Here is a 19,172-nt window from a genome sequence, read left to right as displayed (position 1 = left end):
GGGCGTCTGTCCGCACGGGGCAGCCCACAGTTGCGGGACGGCGCAGTACGCTGGCGGAGGTGCCTCCTGCGCGACGAGCAGGAGGCGGCCGAACAGAGACGACATACGCGGGAGTCCGGCGCACCGGGCTGAGAGGGAGGCGGGCGGCCTCCGACCGTACGAACCTGATCCGGGTCATTCCGGCGAAGGGAGACACAGCGTTTCCATGCGCCCCAGCAGCACACCGCAGACCGCCGGTTCCCCGCGTGACTCCGGCGCCGTCGCACGCCCAGAGGCCCGATCCACTGTCCGTGGCGAGGCGCACCCTGGTGGACGTCCCGACGTGGTGGTCGCCGGCGGCGGTCTCATCGGACTCGTCACCGCCTGGCGAGCGGCTCAGCGCGGCCTGGCGGTCGCTGTCGTGGACCCCGCACCGGGCGGCGGCGCCGCGCGTGTGGCGGCGGGCATGCTCGCCGCGGTCACCGAGCTGCATTACGGCGAGGAGGCGCTGCTCGGCCTCAATCTCGCCTCGGCCGCGCGCTATCCGGACTTCACCGCGGAACTCGAGGAGGCGAGCGGGGAGGAGACCGGGTACCGCGCCTGCGGCACCCTGGCCGCCGCCTTCGACGCCGACGACCGCGCCGCCCTGCGGGAACTGCACGCGCTGCAGCAGCGGTGCGGGCTGGAGTCGCAGTGGCTCTCCGGCAGGGAGTGCCGCCGGCTGGAGCCGATGCTCGCTCCGTCGGTGCGGGGCGGGCTGCGCGTGGACGGCGACCACCAGGTGGACCCGCGGCGGCTGGCTGCCGCGCTGCTGACAGCGTGCGAGCGGTCGGGGGTGCGCTTCGTCCGCGCGTCCGCCGCGCACCTGTCCGTCGAGCGCGACCGGGCGACCGGCGTGGTGCTGGAGGACGGCACTGTGGTGCGGGCCGCGCAGACAGTGCTCTCGCTCGGTTCGTACGCGGCGCGGCTGGAGGGGATGCCGCCGGACGTCGTTCCGCCGGTGCGGCCCGTCAAGGGGCAGGTGGTGCGGCTGCGCATGCCGCCGTCCGGTCACGGCCCGTTCCTCTCGCGCACCGTTCGCGCTGTCGTACGCGGCGGCCACGTCTACCTGGTGCCCCGCGCCACCGGCGAGCTGGTGATCGGTGCGACGAGCGAGGAGATGGGCTGGGACACGACCGTCACGGCGGGCGGCGTGTACGAGCTGCTGCGCGACGCCCACGAGCTCGTCCCCGGCCTGACCGAGCTGCCGCTGGAGGAGACCTGTGCCGGGCTGCGGCCCGCGTCGCCCGACAACGCGCCGCTGCTGGGGCCCACCGCACTGCCGGGCCTCCATCTGGCGGCCGGCCACTACCGCAACGGCGTCCTGCTCACGCCGGTCACGGGCGACGCCATGGGCGAGTTGCTCGCCACGGGCGAACTTCCCGAGCTGGTACGGCCGTTCAGTCCCACGAGGTTCACCCGGGAGCAACCGGACCACACACCGGGTTCCGTGCCCGCGCCCACCAGCAGCACGTGACAGGAGCTACCACCATGACGACCTCCGCGTCCCCCTCGGCGACCGTGACCGTGTCGGTGAACGGCGCGTCCCGCGACGTCGCCCGCGGTTGCACCCTCGGCGAGCTGGTCGCCTCGTTCACGGCGGCGCCCTCCGGAGTCGCCGCCGCCGTGAACGAGGCCGTCGTGCCGCGAGGAGAGTGGCCCGTCCGGGAGCTCGTACAGGGCGACCGCGTAGAAGTACTGACAGCCGTCCAGGGAGGCTGACCCGCCATGACAGACACCGCTTCCTTCACCCAGGCCGCGCCGGCCGCCCCCGCGCCCGCCGCACCCCCCGCCGGGGACCCGCTCGTCATAGGCGGCCGCTCGTTCACCTCCCGGCTGATCATGGGGACGGGCGGCGCGCCCAGCCTCGACGTGATGGAGCAGTCCCTGCTGGCGTCGGGCACCGAGCTGACGACGGTCGCGATGCGCCGCCTCGACCCGGGGGTCCAGGGCTCCGTCCTGTCCGTCCTGCAGAGGCACGGCATCCAGGTGCTGCCGAACACCGCGGGCTGCTACACGGCCGGGGACGCGGTCCTCACGGCCCGGCTCGCCCGTGAGGCGCTCGGCACCGACTGGGTCAAGCTCGAAGTGATCGCCGACGAGCGCACCCTGCTGCCCGACCCCGTCGAACTCCTGGACGCCGCCGAGACGTTGGTGGACGACGGTTTCACCGTGCTTCCGTACACCAACGACGACCCCGTGCTGGCCCGGAAGCTGGAGGACGCCGGCTGCGCGGCGGTCATGCCGCTGGGATCGCCGATCGGGTCGGGGCTCGGCATCCGCAATCCGCACAACTTCCAGCTGATCGCGGAGCGTGCCACTGTCCCCGTCGTCCTCGACGCGGGTGCCGGAACGGCGTCGGACGTCGCCTTCGCCATGGAGCTCGGCTGCGCGGCGGTGATGCTGGCCTCGGCGGTGACGCGGGCGCAGGAGCCCGTGGTGATGGCCGAGGCCATGAGGCACGCGGTGGCAGCCGGCCGGCTGGCCCGGCGGGCCGGACGGATCCCGCGCCGCCACTACGCCGAAGCGTCCTCACCCACGGAGGGCGTCGCCGCCTTCGACCCGGAGCGGCCCGCCTTCGGCGGCTGAGACCCGGGCAGACCTGGGGAAGGCCCGGGGAAGACCCGGGGAAGAGGGGCACGGGCGCCCGGGAGTCCCCGCCGTGCGGGAGGACACGGAATTCCATGCGGGATTCGGGACACACTTTCCGTATCTAAAACCCAAAAAGGGCAATACGGACTATTCGTGTCACCGTTCGGCTTCATTGCCCGTTCCGCGGCCCTCCACGGATTTTCGTCCGGTGCACGACTCGTAGACTCGTCCGCGATGGATACGAGCCTTCAGGACCACTCCTCCGGAGCGGCCGGGGAGACACCGCCGGTCGGCCAGGTGCTCGACGGCCGCTACCGCGTCGAGTCACGCGTCGCCGTCGGGGGCATGGCCACGGTCTACCGCGCCGTGGACCTGCGGCTCGACCGCGAGCTGGCCCTGAAGGTCATGCACCCCTCGCTCGCTGCCGACGCCTCCTTCGTGGACCGCTTCATCCGCGAGGCCAAGACCGTGGCCCGCCTCGCGCACCCCAACGTCGTCGGCGTCTACGACCAGGGCACGGACGGCACGTACGTCTACCTGGCCATGGAGTACGTGTCGGGCTGCACGCTCCGCGACGTACTGCGCGAGCGCGGCGCACTGCAGCCGCGCGTCGCCCTCGACATCCTCGAACCGATGCTGGCGGCTCTCGGCGCCGCCCACCACGCCGGCATGGTCCACCGCGACATGAAGCCGGAGAACGTGCTGATCGGCGACGACGGCCGCGTGAAGGTCGCCGACTTCGGTCTCGTGCGGGCAGTCGACAGTCAGACGTCCGTCGGGTCGGACTCCATCCTCGGCACCGTCTCCTACCTCGCCCCCGAGCAGATCGAGCAGGGCACGGCCGACACCCGTACCGACCTCTACGCGTGCGGCGTGATGCTCTACGAGATGCTCACGGGAGCGAAACCGCACGCGGGAGGAACGCCCGCCCAGGTGCTCTACCAGCACCTGCAGGAAGCGATGCCCGTCCCCTCGGCGTCCGTACCGGGACTGGCCCCGGGTCTGGACGCCCTGGTCGCACGGGCCACCGGGCGCGACCCCGACAGCCGCCCGTACGACGCGGGCGCGATGCTCTCCGAGACCCGCGCCATGCGGGCGCTGCTCACGGACGCCGAGCTGGACGCCGTCCCCCCGCAGGCCACGGGCGTCGGGACGGGCCACGCCGGGCCGGAGGAGCGTACGAGCGTGCTCCCCCGCCCCGCGGACCGGTACGGCTCCTACAGCCACGGCAACGACGACGACCTCAACCGCACCGCCCGCTTCGCCGCTCCCCCGCCGGACGACCCGCCCCACGCACACCAGGGCGGCCCCGGCGGACGGCGCGCCGGAGGGCGGGTCTTCCTCGTGACGCTCGCCGTGGTGCTGCTGATGCTGGTGGGAACGGGCGTCTGGTACATCAACTCCGGCCAGTTCACCCGCACTCCCGCCGTGCTGGACAAGACCGAGGCCGAGGCCCGGAAGGTCATGGACGGCTCCGGGCTCGACGTCAGGATCAGCCGCGACTACAGCGAGCGCGTCGACCGCGGGCACGTCATCGACACCAACCCGGATCCGGGCTCCCGCATCCGCAGGACGGGAACCGTCACGCTCGTCGTCTCGCGCGGCCCGGAGATCGTGAAGGTCCCCGACCTGGCCGGTACGCCGCTGGCCGAGGCGAAGAGCAAGCTCAAGCGGGCGGGCCTGGAGCCCGGCGTGGTGAAGCGCGAGTTCAGCGAGGACACCGCGCAGGGGGCCGTCGTCGGCACCCGGCCCGGCAGCGGCTCCGAACTGCGCCCCGGCAGCCCCGTGGCGCTGACCGTCTCCAACGGCACCCCGGTCGACGTGCCGGACGTGGTGGGGGACGACGAGGACAGCGCCCGCGAGGACCTCGAGGAAGAGGGGCTGAAGGTACGGGTCGCCGAGAAGCGCGTGTTCTCCGAGGAGGACGAGGGCGAGGTCGCCCGCCAGTCCCCGTCCGAGGGCAGCGAGGCGGCCGAGGGCGACACCGTCACGATCACGATCTCCAAGGGCCAGGACCTGGTGGAGGTCCCCGACGTGGAGGAGCTGGGCAAGGACAAGGCCCGCCGGAAGCTGCGGGAGGCGGGCTTCGACGTCACCGTGCGCCGCCTCTTCATCGGCGACAAGGTCTTCAACCAGTCCCCCGACGCCGGCGAGGAAGCTCCGCGCGGCTCCCGCGTGACCCTCTGGCTCCGCTGACCGAGCCCCCACGCGGGGAACGGAACGTACGAGCCCGCAGGGGAGGCACGCGCGAGACGCGGAAACGGGCGCGGAGCAGCAGCTTCCCGCCCCGTTCAGGCCCCGGGAGCAGCGGCCGGTTCCCGTCCGGGAGCCGGGAAAACCCCTCTCCGCATGTGACACCGGACATACGGCCCGGATCACGTACGAGGTCCTTTAGTGCCTCCGGAGCGCCCCATCTCGCGCGCGAAGCACGGGAAATGAGCTCCTTCCCCGCCCGGAACTCGTCCGGTGATAACGAGCCGGGATAGTACGTCACACCTTTGTGTTGTCTTTTACGAACCTCTAAGAATTGCCTTCGGTCGCATACGCCGGGGTCCCGAACCCGGCGTACACCGCCTTTCCCGGCCTCTGCGACGCACGCAATGTTGAAAGGTTCGCTCACAATGCCCAGCATTCTCGGCTACGTCCGCAACCCCAAGTTCACGCGTATCTCCGCCGCAGGTATATCGGCCGCCGGTGCGGCAGCTCTCGCGTTCACCGTCATTCCCGGCTCGGCGGACGCAGGCGACAAGTCCCAGTCGGCCGCCAAGAAGGTCACGGCCTCGCAGAATTCATCCAGTCCCGACTCGCCCCGGGACAGGGCCGAGCTGAAGGCCGCCAAGCAGGGCACCCTGGACTCCGACGTCCAGCGCTCGGGCGACGTCGTCGCGGCCCAGAAGGAGGGCGTGGCCAAGCAGAAGGCCGTGGCCTCCGAGCGCGCCGCCGCCGTCAAGGAGCAGGCCGACAAGAAGATCGCCGCCGCCGAGAAGGCGGAGAAGGAGCGCAAGGCCGAGGCGAAGGCCAAGGCCTCACGTGCCGCCAAGCGGGCCGCCGCCAAGCCGACCTACCCGAACAACCTGGACGGGTGGATCCGCGAGGCCATGGCCATCATGAAGAAGCACAACATCCCCGGCTCCTACGAAGGCATCAAGCGGAACATCATCCGCGAGTCCGGCGGCAACCCCAACGCCGTCAACAACTGGGACATCAACGCGCAGAACGGCACCCCGTCGAAGGGTCTGCTGCAGACCATCAAGCCGACCTTCGACGCCTACCACGTCGAGGGCACCTCCACCGACATGACCGACCCGGTGGCGAACATCGTGGCCGCCTGCAACTACGCGGCCGACCGCTACGGTTCGATGGACAACGTCAACTCGGCATACTGAGGGTGTGACGGACAAGCGACAGCGCAATCCCATTGGCGGCCACGTCCCCGTAGCAGGGGGGCTGGCCGCCTCTGGCATTTCCTATGCAGACGACATCGGCGCGGAAGCGGTTCAGGTATTCGTGGCCAACCCGCGCGGCTGGGCGACGACTTCCGGAAAGCCAGAACAGGACGAGAAATTCCGCGACGCGTGCGCCGACCGCGGGATCCCCGCATACGTCCACGCGCCCTATCTCATCAATTTCGGCTCGCACACCCAGGCGACCGCGGACAACTCCGTTTCCTCCCTTCGCCATTCACTGCGCCGCGGCCGGGAAATCGGAGCGCGGGGCGTCGTGGTGCACACGGGCGCGGCCACCGGCGGCCGGTCCCGCGAAACCGCCCTCGCCCAGGTGAAGTTGCTTCTCCGGCCGGTGCTCGACGACCTGACGGACGACGATCCGTGGCTGCTGCTCGAACCGACCGCGGGACAGGGATTCTCCCTCTGCTCCCAAGTCGGCGAGCTGGAACCGTACTTCGAGGCCCTCGGCCGCCATCCGCGGCTCGGTGTCTGCCTCGACACGTGCCACGTCTTCGCCGCCGGCCACGATCTGGCCGCTCCCGGCGGGGTGAAGCGGACGCTCGACGAGCTGGAGGCCGTGACGGGCCCCGGGCGTCTCAAGCTCATCCACGCGAACGACTCCAAGGACGTCGCGGGCGCGCACAAGGACCGGCACGCGAACATCGGCGCGGGCCACATCGGCACGGAGGCGTTCGCCGAGCTGATGGCCCACCCGGCCACCGAGGGCGTGCCTCTCGTCATCGAGACCCCCGGCCGCAAGGAGGGCCATGCGGCGGATGTGGCGCGGCTGAAGGAACTGCGGGAGGGCCGAGGATGACGCGGGAGCACACTCCGGCCCCCTGGGGGACGGCGGCACGGGCGACGCTGCACTGCCTCACCGGGTGCGCGGCCGGCGAGGTCGCCGGCATGGCCATCGGCACCGCGCTGCGCTGGCACGACGTGCCGACCATGGCGACGGCCATCGCTCTCGCCTTCGTCTTCGGCTACAGCCTCACCGTCTTCGCGGTGCTGCGTGCGGGACTCGGGCTGCGGGCCGCCGTCAAGGTGGCCCTGGCCGCGGACACCGTGTCGATCGTGGTCATGGAGGTCACCGACAACACGGTCCTCGCGCTCGTCCCCGGGGCGCTGGACGCCCACTTGGCGGACGGGCTCTTCTGGGCGTCCCTCGCGGCGTCCTTCGCGGTGGCCTTCGCCGTCACGACACCCGTGAACCGCTGGCTGATCGGGCGGGGCAGGGGCCACGCGGTGGTCCACGCCTACCACTGAGAGCCCTGTGCCCGGCCGCCGGTCCGCGCCGGCCGGGCACCCGCACCCGGGTGCCGCTCCCCGGAGGGCGGGCCCGGGCGCCTACAGCTCGGGGCCGTCGCCGGGTTCCTCCTGGTAGGAGTACCGCTGCTCCCGCCAGGGGTCGCCGATGTTGTGGTAGCCGCGCTCCTCCCAGAAGCCGCGGCGGTCGGTGGTCATGTACTCCACGCCGCGCACCCACTTGGGGCCCTTCCAGGCGTAGAGCTGCGGGACCACGAGCCGGAGCGGGAACCCGTGTTCGGCGGTGAGGAGTTCGCCCGCGCGGTGCGTGGCGAAGAGCGTGGTGCGCGCCTCGAAGTCCGCCAGGCGCAGGTTCGAGCTGAAGCCGTACTCCGCCCAGACCATGACGTGGGTGACGTCCTCCGCGGGCGGCGCCAGTTCCAGGACCTCGCGGGCGAGGACACCGCCCCACTCGACGCCGGTCATGCTGAACTTGGTCACGCAGTGCAGGTCGGCGACCACGGTCTCGTACGGCAGCGCCGACAACTGCTCGTGGTCCCAGGAGTGCTTCTCGCCGTCCGCCGTCGCTCCGAAGACCCGGAAGTCCCACTTCTCGGGCCTGAACTTCGGCACGGGGCCGTAGTGCGTGACCGGCCAGCCGCGCTGGAGGCGCTGACCCGGCGGAAGCGGTTGCCGCTCCCCCTCACGACTCTCCGGCTCGCCCATCTCCCCATGGTGACAGACCCTGCCGCAGCCGCTTTCCCGCACCCCGCCCGCGCGGTGTTCGATGCGCTTCCGCATGCCAATTCGGGCGAATTCGGTAAGCCTACTCTTACTGGACCAGTCCGCCGCACGGTGCGAGGATGCGCAGGCGCGCGCATGTCCGTGATCTTTCCGATCCCTGGAAGGAGCCCGCAGCTATGCAGGGCGATCCCGAGGTCATCGAATTCCTCAACGAGCAGCTGACCGCCGAGCTCACAGCCATCAACCAGTACTTCCTGCACGCCAAGATGCAGGAGCACAACGGCTGGACGAAGCTCGCGCGGTACACCAGGGCCGAGTCCTTCGACGAGATGCGTCACGCCGAGCGCCTCACGGACCGGATCCTGTTCCTCGACGGGCTGCCCAACTACCAACGGCTCTTCCATGTCAACGTCGGGCAGACGATCACCGAGATGTTCACAGCCGACCGGCAGATCGAGGTGGAGGCCATCGACCGGCTGAGGCGCGGCGTCGAAGTCATGCGCGCCAAGGGCGACATCACCTCCGCGAACATCTTCGAGGAGATCCTCGCCGACGAGGAGCACCACATCGACTACCTGGACACGCAGCTCGCGCTGATCGAGAAGCTGGGCGAGCCGCTCTACATCGCGCAGCTCATCGAGCAGGAGGCGCCTTCGGAAGGCTCCTCGGCAGGCTGAGGCGGGCACTCCGCCTCCACGGAAACGGCGGCCCCGTCCGCACGCACAAGCGTCCCGTGTCCTCATGGACACGGGACGCGCTGCTGAGTACGGCGGGCCGGGGCGAGAGGCCCTAAGCCGCTTCGGCGACGCCGGCCCTTTCGTCCTGACCGCGGAAGGCCTCGGCTGCGAGTGCGGCCGGCACGCTCACCGCCGGCTCGGTCTCCTCCAGCTGCCTGCGCGGGCAGCCGCCGCGTCCGAGGAGCCCCTGGATGCGGCGCACGCACGATCCGCAGTCGGTTCCGGCCTTGCTGGCCGAGGCGATCTGGCGCGGTGTACAGGCTCCGGCCTCCGCGTGCTCGCGGACCTGCCGCTCCGTGATGCCGAAGCAGGAGCAGACGTACACGCGCATCTCCTTCGCCCGGGGCCTGGCCGGGCGGGGTCGACTACCGCTCCGGCCTGATGAGGTTAACCTAACCTTACCTTCCACGGGCTGTCCAGAAACACGGGATGGGGCCCGCATCACAGCAGTGGTGCGGGCCCCGTCGCGCGGTGCCGCGTCACTGGTCCCGGTACATCTCCGCGACCAGGAAGGCCAGATCGAGCGACTGGCTGCGGTTGAGCCGCGGGTCGCAGGCCGTCTCGTAGCGCTGGTGCAGATCGCCGACGAAGATCTCGTCGCCGCCGCCCACGCACTCCGTGACGTCGTCGCCCGTCAGCTCGACATGGATGCCGCCGGGGTGGGTGCCCGAGCCCTTGTGCACCTCGAAGAAGCCCTTGACCTCGTCCAGTACGTCGTCGAACCGGCGGGTCTTGTGCCCACTCGCGGCCTCGAAGGTGTTGCCGTGCATGGGGTCGCAGACCCACACCACCTGCGCGCCGGAGGCGCTGACCTTCTCGACGAGGGTGGGCAGCCGGTCGCGGATCTTGTCCGCTCCCATGCGGGTGATGAAGGTGAGCCGTCCGGGCTCACGGTCCGGGTCGAGGCGGTCGATGAGCGTGAGCGCCTCCTCCGGAGTGGTGGCCGGACCGAGCTTCACCCCGACCGGGTTGCGCACCTGGGAGGCGAACTCGATGTGGGCGCCGTCCAGTTGGCGCGTGCGCTCACCGATCCACACCATGTGGCCCGAGACGTCGTACAGCTTGCCGCTGCGCGAGTCCGTACGGGTCATGGCCGACTCGTAGTCGAGCAGCAGCGCCTCGTGGGAGGAGAAGAACTCGACGGTCTTCAGCTCCTCCGGGTCCGTGCCGCAGGCGTGCATGAACTTCAGCGCCTGGTCGATCTCGCGCGCCAGCGCCTCGTACCGCTGCCCGGACGGGGAGCGCTTCACGAAGTCCTGGTTCCACGCGTGCACCTGGCGCAGGTCGGCGTAGCCACCGGTGGTGAAGGCGCGCACCAGGTTCAGCGTGGAGGCCGACGCCTGGTACATCCGCTTCAGCCGCTGCGGGTCCGGCCTGCGGGCCTCCTCGGTGAACTCGAAGCCGTTCACCGAGTCGCCGCGGTAGGACGGCAGCGTCACACCGTCACGCGTCTCGGTCGGCTTCGAACGCGGCTTGCTGTACTGCCCGGCGATCCGGCCGACCTTGACGACGGGCACGGCCCCGGCGTAGGTCAGGACGGCGCCCATCTGGAGCAGCGTCTTCAGCTTGTTGCGGATGTTGTCCGCGCTGACCTGGTCGAAGGCCTCCGCGCAGTCGCCGCCCTGGAGCAGGAACGCCTCTCCCCGGGCGACGGCACCCAGACGGGCGCGCAGCTGGTCGCACTCGCCCGCGAAGACGAGGGGCGGATAGGACTCGAGCTCGGCGACGGTCTCGCGCAGAGCCTCGTGGTCCGGCCAGTCGGGCTGCTGCGCCGCGGGAAGGTCTCGCCAGGTGCGGGCACCGGCGTCGGGGTTGGCGTTCACATTCACGCGCCCCAGGTTACGGGGTCACCCCGGCGGTCCCACCCGGCCGCCCGAGTGCTGAGACGGAGAGCACCCTCGCGGCCCGGCCTGCTGTAGGCTCCGCGCCATGCTCGCGCAGACCCGCCCCGTGCTTCCGGCGGAAGCACTCCCGACCAGCTGGTGGTGGACCGCTCATCCGGCGGCCCACTGACTGCGCGCGCACCACGACAGACCGACGACGCGATGGCCGCCCGAGGGGCGGCCATCGGCGTTTCCGCGGCCGTTCCTCCCTGCCTGACACCGCAGTGACCAGGAAGGAACGATCAGATGACCCATTCCGGCGAGAAGCCCGGCCCGGCCGTGGAAGGAGCCGAGAACGGAGCCGGCGGGGGCAGCCCGTGCGGGCCCGCCGCCGCTGCCGCGCTCGTCCGGCGCCTGCTGCACGAGGACGCTCCGCCCTTCGCGCTGCTGCGGAGACGTACTCCCGGACGTGACGCGGAGACCGTCGAGGTCCTCATCGGCCCGGTGCGGGAGGTGTCCACGCTCGCCGGGATCCCCGGCGGCCCGGGCGCCCTCGCGCTCGTGCCCTTCCGGCAGATCCGCGAGCGGGGCTTCGACGCGCGCGACGACGGCACACCCCTGGTCGTCCTCGTCCCGGAGGAGGTCCACGAGCTGCCGCTGGGGGACGTCGTGGCGGCGCTGCCCAGTGGCCCGGTGAAGGTGGAGGACGGCGGGTTCGACGTCAGCGACGAGGCATACGCGGAGACGGTCCGCCGCGTCGTCGAGGAGGAGATCGGCACGGGCGAGGGCGCCGACTTCGTCATCAGGCGCACGTACCGGGGCCGCATCGACGGGTTCGGGCGCGGCCACGCCCTCTCGCTGCTACGGCGCCTGCTGACCGAGGAGAGAGGCGCGTACTGGACGTTCGCCGTGCACACAGGGGAACGCGTCCTGGTCGGGGCGAGCCCCGAGGCCCACGTGCGGGTGAGCGGCGGCACCGTGGTGATGAACCCCATCAGCGGCACGTACCGGTACCCGCCGGAGGGCCCCTCGGTGGAGGGCCTGCTCCGCTTCCTCGCCGACCGCAAGGAGCGCGAGGAGCTGTCGATGGTCGTCGACGAGGAGCTGAAGATGATGTGCGCCGTCGGGGACATGGGCGGGGTGGTGGTCGGCCCGCGCCTGAGGGAGATGGCGCACCTGGCGCACACCGAGTACGAACTGCGGGGCCGCAGCACGCTGGACGTGCGCGAGGTGCTGCGCGAGACGATGTTCGCCGCGACGGTGACCGGCTCGCCCGTGGAGAACGCCTGCCGCGTCATCGGCCGCCACGAGCCGGACGGCAGGGGCTACTACGCGGGAGCACTCGCGCTGATCGGCCGGGACGCGGGAGGGTCCCGGACCCTCGACTCCCCCATCCTCATCAGGACGGCCGACATCGACGCCCGCAGCGGGCAGCTGCGGGTCCCCGTCGGCGCCACGCTGGTCCGCGCCTCCGACCCGGCCGGCGAGGTCGCCGAGACGCACGCGAAGGCGGCCGCGGTGCTGAGCGCGCTCGGCGTACGCGAAGCTCCGTCCGGGCGGCCCGGGGCCGTGCGGAGGGAAGCGCCGCGGCTGGCCGGCGATCCGCGCGTGCGTGCGGCGCTCCAGGCGCGCAGGGCCGACCTGGCGCCCTTCTGGCTGCGGATGCGGACGGGCGAGGAGCCCGGCCCCTCCGGCACCGGGCGGCCCGGCCACGTGAGCACAGGACGGGAGGGCGCCGCGAGCGCCGGCGTCCTGGTCGTGGACGGGGAGGACAGCTTCACCTCCATGCTCGCCCATCTGCTGCGCACCACCGGCGCCCGCGTCGAGGTGCGGCGCTACGACGAGCCGGGCCTGGACGGGGTCGCGCTCCGTCACGGCGGTCCGGTCGTGCTCGGGCCGGGCCCCGGCGACCCCCGGGAGGCGTCCGCGAAGATGCGCGTGCTGCGGGAGCTTGCGGCTCTGCTGCTGCGCGAGCACCGGCACGGGCTGCTGGGGGTCTGCCTGGGGCATGAACTGCTCGGCGCCGAACTGGGGTTGGAGATCGTCCGGAAGGCGCGGCCCTACCAGGGAGCGCAGGAGGAGATCGACCTCTTCGGGCGGCGGGAGACCGTGGGCTTCTACAACTCCTACGCCCTGCGCTGCGGCCCGCAAGGCGGCACCCCGGGTCCTGGTGCCGTACCGGCAGGGGTGGAGGTCAGCCGCGACGCGGCGAGCGGGGAGGTGCACGCACTGCGCGGGCCGGGCTTCGCCGGCGTGCAGTTCCACCCGGAGTCGGTGCTGACCCTCGACGGACCGGGGATCGTCTCGGAGCTGCTGGCCGGGCTCGTGCCGGCCGGCCGCACCGGCAGCCGCTGAAGGGGAGGCCGTCCCGCCGCCGCAGTGGTCTGCGGCGGCGGGACGGGGCGCCGAACCGGTCACCGGCGGCCGGCCGGGCTTCGTGCGGACCGGCCGGCGAGGGGCCGTGCGACGCCCCCGCCGCTCAGACGCCCCCGACCGCTCAGCCGAAGAAGACGCTTGCCTCCTCGTACAGCTCCGGGTCGACGGTCTTCAGCTGCGCCGTCGCCTCCGAGATCGGCACCCTGACGATCCTGGTGCCCTCGAGCGCGACCATCTTCCCCCAGTCCTGGTCCCGCACCGCGTCGATGGCGTGCAGCCCGAAGCGGGTGGCGAGCCAGCGGTCGAAGGGCGTCGGGGTCCCGCCGCGCTGGATGTGGCCCAGCACTGTCGTACGGGCCTCCTTGCCGGTCCGCTTCTCGATCTCCTTGGCCAGCCACTCGCCGACGCCGGAGAGCCGCACGTGGCCGAAGGAATCGTGGGAGTCGTCCTTGAGGACCATGTCGCCGTCCTTGGGCATGGCGCCCTCCGCGATGACGACGATGGGGGCGTAGCTCGCCTTGAACCGGGACTGGACGTAGCCGCAGACCTCGTCGACGTCGAAGCGCCGCTCGGGGATGAGGATGGAGTTGGCGCCGCCCGCGAGGCCGGAGTGCAGGGCGATCCAGCCCGCGTGCCGCCCCATCACCTCCACGACGAGCACCCGCATGTGGGACTCGGCCGTGGTGTGCAGCCTGTCGATCGCCTCCGTGGCGACGTTGACCGCGGTGTCGAAGCCGAACGTGTAGTCGGTGGCGGACAGGTCGTTGTCGATCGTCTTGGGCACGCCGATGCACTTGACGCCGAACTCGTCGGTGAGACGGGCCGCGACACCGAGGGTGTCCTCGCCGCCGATCGCGATGAGGGCGTCCACCTCGAACTTGGCGAGGTTGTCCTGGATACGGCGGACCCCGTTCTCCTCCTTGAAGGGGTTCGTACGGGAGGAGCCGAGGATCGTGCCGCCGCGCGGCAGGGTGCCGCGCACCGCGGGGATGTCCAGCCGGACGGTGTCCCCCTCCAGCGGGCCGCGCCAGCCGTCCCGGAAGCCGAGGAACTCGTAGTCGTACTCCTGGACGCCCTTACGGACGACGGCCCTCATGACGGCATTGAGCCCGGGGCAGTCGCCGCCACCGGTCAGCACTCCGACCCGCATGGGATCTCCCTTCTCACCGCCGCGCGACGCGCGACTCCGTACGCAACTGCGCACACGCTAGCGGTGATCCACATCACATGGGACGGTGCGGCGTGGATCTTTTGCGGGCGGGACGGTGCGGGACGCCGACACCGCTGATCAGCGGCCCTGCGCCCGCCCGCACCACCGGAACGCCGCCGGAGCCGTCCGCGCCGCACAGCGGCCACGGCGGGCGGCCGTCACTCCTCGTCGAGGCCCCGCTGGATCGCGTACCTCACCAGCTCCACGCGGTTGTGGAGCTGCAGCTTGCCCAGGGTGTTCTGCACGTGGTTCTGGACCGTGCGGTGCGAGATGACCAGGCGCTCGGCGATCTGCCGGTAGCTCAGCCCCTTCGCGACCAGCCGCAGAACCTCCGTCTCGCGGTCGGTCAGGTGCGGCACGGCGGGCTCGTCCGGCCCGGCCGGGGGCGCGGGGTCGGAGGCGAGCCTGCGGTACTCGCCGAGCACCAGCCCCGCGAGACCGGGCGTGAAGACGGGATCGCCCACGGCGGTACGGCGGACCGCGTCCTGCAACTCCTCCATGCTCGCCGACTTCACCAGGTAGCCCGTGGCGCCGGACTTCACCGCCTCCAGGACGTCCGCGTGCTCGCCGCTCGCCGACAGCACCAGCACCCGCAGTTCGCTGCCCGCGCCGACCAGCCTGCGGCAGACCTCGACTCCCGGCAGGCCCGGCAGGTTGAGGTCGAGGACGAGGACGTCGGGTGCCGCCGCCCGCGCGCGCCGCACGGCCTGCGGGCCGTCGCCCGCCGTGGCGACCACGTCGAAGCCCGCCTCGCCGAGGTCGCGGGCGACCGCGTCCCGCCACATCGGGTGGTCGTCGACGACCATCACCCTGACCGGGCGCTGCTCGGGGCGCTGCTTCTCGTCTTCCTGCGCCTTGTCCGTCTTCTCCATCGCGGTGTCCCCCGACGTCGTGGCATCCGTCATGATCGCGCGGACCTCCCGGCCGCCGTCTTCGGCAGCCTCAGCTCCACCTCCGTGCCCTGGCCGGGCACCGACAACAGCTCGGCACCGCCGCCCAGTTCGCGCATCCGCCCGCGGATGGACAGCGCGACGCCGAGCCTTCCCTCGGCCTCCGCGGCCGCCAGCCGCCCCTCTGACAGCCCCGGGCCGTCGTCCCGTACGGTCACGAGCACTCCGTCCGGTTCGTCCTCCAGCGAGATCCACGCGTGGGCGGGCCCGCCGGCCGGGCCCTTCGCATGCTGCCGCACATTGTCGAGGGCGGCGCTGACAGCGGCCGCCATCTCCCGCGCCGCGTGCTCCGGCAGCAGCACGGGCGCTCCCGGCTCGACGAAGGTGACGCCCGCCCCGGCATGCCGGGAGAGCAGCGGGCGCAGATCGCACTCCGGGCCGCCGGACGCGTCGCCGCTGCCCGAGCCGCCGGTGCCCGCGGCCGCGCCGGTACGCCCGTTCCCGCCGTCCTCCGCGCCGGCACCGCGCCCCGGCCGGCGTCTCACCGCCGGAAGGAGCCGCCTCCGTCCGCCGGAGCCGCCGCGCGCGGCCTCCGCCGCCGGCGGACCGTCCTGCTCCCGGGCGGGGGCGGAGCCCTGGGCGGGGACGAGGCCGCCGGAGACGAGCGTGCGCAGCGCGACCTCCTGCTCGCCGGCCATCCTGCCCAACTCGGCGGCCTCGCCGCCGAGCGCCGTCCCGCGGCGCTGCACCATGGCGAGGACCTGCAGGACGCTGTCGTGGATGTCGCGGGCCAGGCGTTCCCGCTCGCGTGTGGCGGCCTCGATCTGCAGCGCCTGGGCCAGGGTGCGCTCGCTGGCGCGGACGACCTCGACGACGTAGCCGATGCCGATGCTCGCGACGCAGACCAGCAGGACGTTGTGGAGGGTGGGCCGGGTCACGTCGCCCTGCTCGAGGATGTTGGCGATGCCGACGAGCACCGACGCCCCGGCCCCCCAGCGCCAGCCGCCCTTGAGCGCGAACGCCAGGACGGGCCCGGCGACCCAGATCGTGGGGATGGTGGGGTTCACGGCCCCCGCCCCGTCCACGTACACCGACAGCAGGATCCCGCCGACGGCGAGGGTGACGTCCACCGCGAGGAAGCGCTTGGTGCAGCGCCGCGCCGAGGAGACCCGGGAGAGGGTCGCCAGAGTCCAGACGGTGAGCACCGCCAGGTAGACGGCGCCGGGGACGGGGTGGCGGAACCGGTCGAGGGCCCACACGTAGATCGTGATCGCGTAGCCCACGGCGAGCAGCCGATAGCCCGTCAGCGCGTGCCACAACGGCTGTTCGACAGACATCTTGGTGACCAACTTCGCTGCCCCCGCCCCCTGATCGCCTTGCTCTGCCGTCGTCCACCGGTCCTGCGCGAGTGCCGGTGTGCTGTGTGCCGGTGTGCTGTGTGCCGGTGTGCTGTGCCGGTCTGCTGTGTGCCGGTGAGGTGTGCCCGGTGTGCTGTGCAGTGTGCCGTGTGCCCCGCGTCCTCGGCACGCGGTACCGCGAGCGGGACGGTGCGAGGGCTACGCGGCCCTGTCCTGCTCGTTCCGCGCGGGCCTCGCGGGCGGCGGTCCGCTGCTCGGCCCGTGCCCCGGCCCGGGATTCGTCGGGGGCTCGTCGTTGCCCGGTCCTCCCGGGCGGGGGCTCCTCCGCGGCCCCTTCTCCGCCGCCCCGGCCTTCTCCGCCTCGGCCTTCCGCTTGGCCTCCTCGGCCAGTTGCCGCTTGGCGGCGGTGGCGTACATGTCGACGTACTCCTGACCGGAGAGCCGCATGATCTCGTACATGACCTCGTCGGTCAGCGCCCGCTGGATGAAGCGGTCGTTCTCCATGCCCTGGTAGCGGCTGAAGTCGAGCGGCCGGCCGATGCGGATGCCCGGCCGCATCAGCCGGGGCACAACCTGGCCGGGTGGCTGGATCTTTTCCGTATCGATCATCGCGACGGGCAGTACGGGAGCCCCCGAACGCAGCGCGACACGGGCGAGCCCGCCGGGCTTTCCGCGGTACAGACGGCCGTCCGGGGAGCGCGTCCCCTCCGGATAGATGCCGAACAGCTCGCCGCGGGAGAGTACTTCGAGGCCGCTGCGGATGGCCGCCTCGCCCGCTCCCCGCGCACCGGAGCGGTCCACGGGCAGCTGCCCGACGCCCTTGAAGAAGGCCGCCGTGAGCTTGCCCTTCACGCCGGGTGAGGTGAAGTACTCGGCTTTCGCGATGAAGGTGACCTTGCGGTCCAGGACCGCGGGGAGGAAGAAGGAGTCCGAGAAGGACAGATGGTTGCTGGCGAGGATCGCCGGGCCGTGCTCCGGCACATGCTCAAGCCCCTCGACCCAGGGCCGGAAGGCAAGCTTGAGCCCGTTGCCGACCGACAGTTTCATCGCTCCGTAGAACAACCGAGGACCTCCTGTTTCCGACATGGCGACCCTATCTCGCCATCGAGGAAGCAGCGCTCCTCCGTCAGGCACAGCGGAACTACCCGGTCCCCCGCCCCCGCGCGTAGGCTTGCAGACCCGTCCCCCAGGGGCGGGGAGCCCTGCCCCAGCACCGCGGGGCCGTGCCGCAGCACCGCACCGAGACGCCGACCGATCCGAGACAGACCGGCTGGAGGCCGACGTGTCCATCCTTCCCGGAGCCGAGCCCATGCGACATGACGGATCGGAGACGGGCGTCCTGGTCTGCCACGGCTTCACAGGCTCCCCGCAGTCCGTGCGCCCGTGGGCCGACCATCTGGCGGCGCAGCGGCTGACGGTCTCGCTGCCGCTGCTGCCGGGGCACGGCACCCGCTGGGAGGACCTGGCCGTCACCGGCTGGCAGGACTGGTACGCGACGGTCGACCGCGAGCTGCGCGACCTCTCCCGCCGCTGCGAACAGGTCTTCGTCTGCGGACTCTCCATGGGCGGTGCGCTGGCCCTCCGCCTGGCCGCGCGGCACGGCGACGCAGTGAGCGGGGTCGCCGTGGTGAACCCGGCCGTCACCTTCCCGCGCCTCCAGGGGTACGCGCTGCCGCTGGGCCGCTTCGTGCTCCGGTCCGCGAAGGGCATCGCGAGCGACATCGCCAAACCCGGCTCGCAGGAGGTGGGTTACGAGCGGGTGCCGACCCACGCCGCGTACTCCGCGCGGGACTTCTTCCGCCGCGTGCTCGGCGAGCTGCCGCAGGTCACCCAGCCGCTGCTGGTCATGCACAGCCGCGTCGACCACGTCGTGCCCCCGTCGGACTCGGCACTCGTGCTCAGCAAGGTCTCCTCCGGCGACGTGACGGAGACCGTCCTCGAGGACAGCTTCCACGTGGCGACACTGGACCACGACGCGGAGCGCATCTTCGCCGACTCCTACGGATTCATCACCCGGCTCGCAGCGAGGAAGACAGCACGTGATGGAGCGTAATCCCGACGCGGAAGACCACAACTCCGGCGAGGATCCCGAGAGCGGACGGGACCCGGATCCCGCGCTGCCGCTGGACGAGGCTGCCGCCTGGGAGCAGATCGTCGCCGGATACGGCGAGGCGCCCCAGGCGGACGACCTGGCGCCCGCCGGCGAACCCGGCGGCGACGCGCGCACCGCGGCCCTGCCCACCTCCAACGCCGGCCCCGGCCCCGGCTCGGACGGCGAGGGCGAGGGCGACGAGGGCGGCAAGGCCGTCCGCAGCTTCACCGTCTACTCGGCCGGGGCGGGGCCGCGGGACTGGACGGCACCCGGGGCCGAGAGCGAGGACGGAGGCGAGAGCGACGAGGACGACGAGGGCCATTTCGTCCCGCCCGAGCCTCCGCCGCTGCCCCAGACGGACCCCACGACGAAGTTCGCGTGGCTCGGCGTCCTCGGCGGCCCCCTTCTGCTGATCTTCACGATCCTCTTCCAGCAGGACCTGACGTGGTGGATCACGACCCTCGGCGTCGGCGGCTTCCTGGGCGGATTCGCCACTCTGGTCGCCCGGATGAGGGACGGCAGCGACGAGGACGACTGGGACGACCCGGGCCGCGGCGCGGTCGTGTGACCCTCCCGGGGCGGTGTGATCCCCGGGGCGCGACGACAGGACGGTACGCACTTCCGCCGGGCCCGCGCGCCCG

General features: G+C 72.1%; 18 protein-coding genes and 1 riboswitch. Of the genes, 11 read left to right on the top strand and 7 right to left on the bottom strand.

Annotated elements, in window-relative coordinates; translation table 11 throughout:
* Positions 1 to 97 precede the first annotated feature (97 nt).
* Positions 98 to 208, top strand: a riboswitch (TPP riboswitch).
* From thiO to H181DRAFT_RS10755, 7 genes are all read left to right on the top strand, one after another.
* Positions 206 to 1,495: a glycine oxidase ThiO gene (gene thiO / locus H181DRAFT_RS10785; protein ID WP_078895652.1), complete on the top strand. Its 1,290-nt coding sequence runs from the start codon at positions 206 to 208 to the stop codon at positions 1,493 to 1,495. It overlaps the preceding riboswitch by 3 nt.
* Before the next feature lie 14 nt (positions 1,496 to 1,509).
* Positions 1,510 to 1,740 (top strand): sulfur carrier protein ThiS, encoded by a 231-nt coding sequence (thiS, locus tag H181DRAFT_RS10780; protein ID WP_045864129.1) that lies wholly within the window; start codon positions 1,510 to 1,512, stop codon positions 1,738 to 1,740.
* Between the two features lie 6 nt (positions 1,741 to 1,746).
* Positions 1,747 to 2,607 carry a thiazole synthase gene (locus H181DRAFT_RS10775; RefSeq protein WP_074467804.1) on the top strand — a complete coding sequence of 287 codons (861 nt, stop codon included), beginning with the start codon at positions 1,747 to 1,749 and terminating at the stop codon, positions 2,605 to 2,607.
* 237 nt (positions 2,608 to 2,844) lie between these two features.
* Positions 2,845 to 4,806, top strand: coding sequence for a Stk1 family PASTA domain-containing Ser/Thr kinase (pknB, locus tag H181DRAFT_RS10770; RefSeq protein WP_045864128.1), 1,962 nt, complete (start codon positions 2,845 to 2,847; stop codon positions 4,804 to 4,806).
* Between the two features lie 425 nt (positions 4,807 to 5,231).
* A complete protein-coding gene (locus H181DRAFT_RS10765; protein WP_045864127.1) occupies positions 5,232 to 5,996 on the top strand; it encodes a transglycosylase SLT domain-containing protein in 765 nt (254 codons plus the stop codon).
* A gap of 4 nt (positions 5,997 to 6,000) precedes the next feature.
* Complete coding sequence (locus tag H181DRAFT_RS10760; protein ID WP_045864126.1) at positions 6,001 to 6,873, top strand: deoxyribonuclease IV; 873 nt, start codon at positions 6,001 to 6,003, stop codon at positions 6,871 to 6,873.
* Positions 6,870 to 7,322 (top strand): DUF4396 domain-containing protein, encoded by a 453-nt coding sequence (locus H181DRAFT_RS10755; protein WP_045864125.1) that lies wholly within the window; start codon positions 6,870 to 6,872, stop codon positions 7,320 to 7,322. The genes H181DRAFT_RS10760 and H181DRAFT_RS10755 overlap by 4 nt, the downstream gene beginning before the upstream one ends.
* 81 nt (positions 7,323 to 7,403) lie before the next feature.
* On the opposite strand, the gene H181DRAFT_RS10750 is transcribed toward H181DRAFT_RS10755, so the two are convergent.
* Positions 7,404 to 8,027, bottom strand: a complete 624-nt coding sequence (locus H181DRAFT_RS10750; protein ID WP_045864124.1) for a sulfite oxidase-like oxidoreductase — start codon at positions 8,025 to 8,027, stop codon at positions 7,404 to 7,406.
* 194 nt (positions 8,028 to 8,221) lie between these two features.
* Between H181DRAFT_RS10750 and bfr the strand changes: the two genes are divergently transcribed.
* Positions 8,222 to 8,722, top strand: a complete 501-nt coding sequence (bfr, locus tag H181DRAFT_RS10745) for a bacterioferritin (protein ID WP_045864123.1) — start codon at positions 8,222 to 8,224, stop codon at positions 8,720 to 8,722.
* Between the two features lie 112 nt (positions 8,723 to 8,834).
* Here bfr and H181DRAFT_RS10740 read toward each other — a convergent pair whose 3' ends face one another.
* Complete coding sequence (locus H181DRAFT_RS10740) at positions 8,835 to 9,107, bottom strand: (2Fe-2S)-binding protein (protein WP_078895680.1); 273 nt, start codon at positions 9,105 to 9,107, stop codon at positions 8,835 to 8,837.
* A gap of 154 nt (positions 9,108 to 9,261) precedes the next feature.
* Positions 9,262 to 10,611: a class II 3-deoxy-7-phosphoheptulonate synthase gene (locus H181DRAFT_RS10735; protein ID WP_045864121.1), complete on the bottom strand. Its 1,350-nt coding sequence runs from the start codon at positions 10,609 to 10,611 to the stop codon at positions 9,262 to 9,264.
* Between the two features lie 300 nt (positions 10,612 to 10,911).
* On the opposite strand from H181DRAFT_RS10735, the gene H181DRAFT_RS10730 reads away from it, so the two are divergent.
* Entirely contained in the window at positions 10,912 to 12,960 is a 2,049-nt protein-coding gene (locus tag H181DRAFT_RS10730; protein WP_078895651.1) for an anthranilate synthase family protein, read from the top strand.
* 142 nt (positions 12,961 to 13,102) lie between these two features.
* Here the strand turns inward: H181DRAFT_RS10730 and H181DRAFT_RS10725 are convergent, their stop codons facing one another.
* From H181DRAFT_RS10725 to H181DRAFT_RS10710, 4 genes are all read right to left on the bottom strand, one after another.
* Positions 13,103 to 14,131 (bottom strand): 6-phosphofructokinase, encoded by a 1,029-nt coding sequence (locus H181DRAFT_RS10725; protein ID WP_045864120.1) that lies wholly within the window; start codon positions 14,129 to 14,131, stop codon positions 13,103 to 13,105.
* Between the two features lie 218 nt (positions 14,132 to 14,349).
* Positions 14,350 to 15,063, bottom strand: a complete 714-nt coding sequence (locus tag H181DRAFT_RS10720) for a response regulator (protein ID WP_045864385.1) — start codon at positions 15,061 to 15,063, stop codon at positions 14,350 to 14,352.
* 29 nt (positions 15,064 to 15,092) lie between these two features.
* Positions 15,093 to 16,418, bottom strand: a complete 1,326-nt coding sequence (locus H181DRAFT_RS10715; RefSeq protein ID WP_045864384.1) for a MacS family sensor histidine kinase — start codon at positions 16,416 to 16,418, stop codon at positions 15,093 to 15,095.
* Between the two features lie 219 nt (positions 16,419 to 16,637).
* Complete coding sequence (locus tag H181DRAFT_RS10710; protein WP_078895650.1) at positions 16,638 to 17,501, bottom strand: lysophospholipid acyltransferase family protein; 864 nt, start codon at positions 17,499 to 17,501, stop codon at positions 16,638 to 16,640.
* 220 nt (positions 17,502 to 17,721) lie between these two features.
* On the opposite strand from H181DRAFT_RS10710, the gene H181DRAFT_RS10705 reads away from it, so the two are divergent.
* Both H181DRAFT_RS10705 and H181DRAFT_RS10700 read left to right on the top strand, forming a co-directional pair.
* On the top strand, positions 17,722 to 18,492 hold the full coding sequence (locus H181DRAFT_RS10705; protein ID WP_045864119.1) for an alpha/beta hydrolase: 771 nt from the start codon (positions 17,722 to 17,724) through the stop codon (positions 18,490 to 18,492).
* Positions 18,482 to 19,099, top strand: a complete 618-nt coding sequence (locus H181DRAFT_RS10700) for a hypothetical protein (RefSeq protein ID WP_045864118.1) — start codon at positions 18,482 to 18,484, stop codon at positions 19,097 to 19,099. The genes H181DRAFT_RS10705 and H181DRAFT_RS10700 overlap by 11 nt, the downstream gene beginning before the upstream one ends.
* Positions 19,100 to 19,172 lie beyond the last annotated feature (73 nt).

The organism is Streptomyces sp. WMMB 714 (genome assembly GCF_900090125.1).
GTDB lineage: Bacteria > Actinomycetota > Actinomycetes > Streptomycetales > Streptomycetaceae > Streptomyces > Streptomyces daqingensis.
This window is presented reverse-complemented; position numbering and strand designations above follow the sequence as displayed.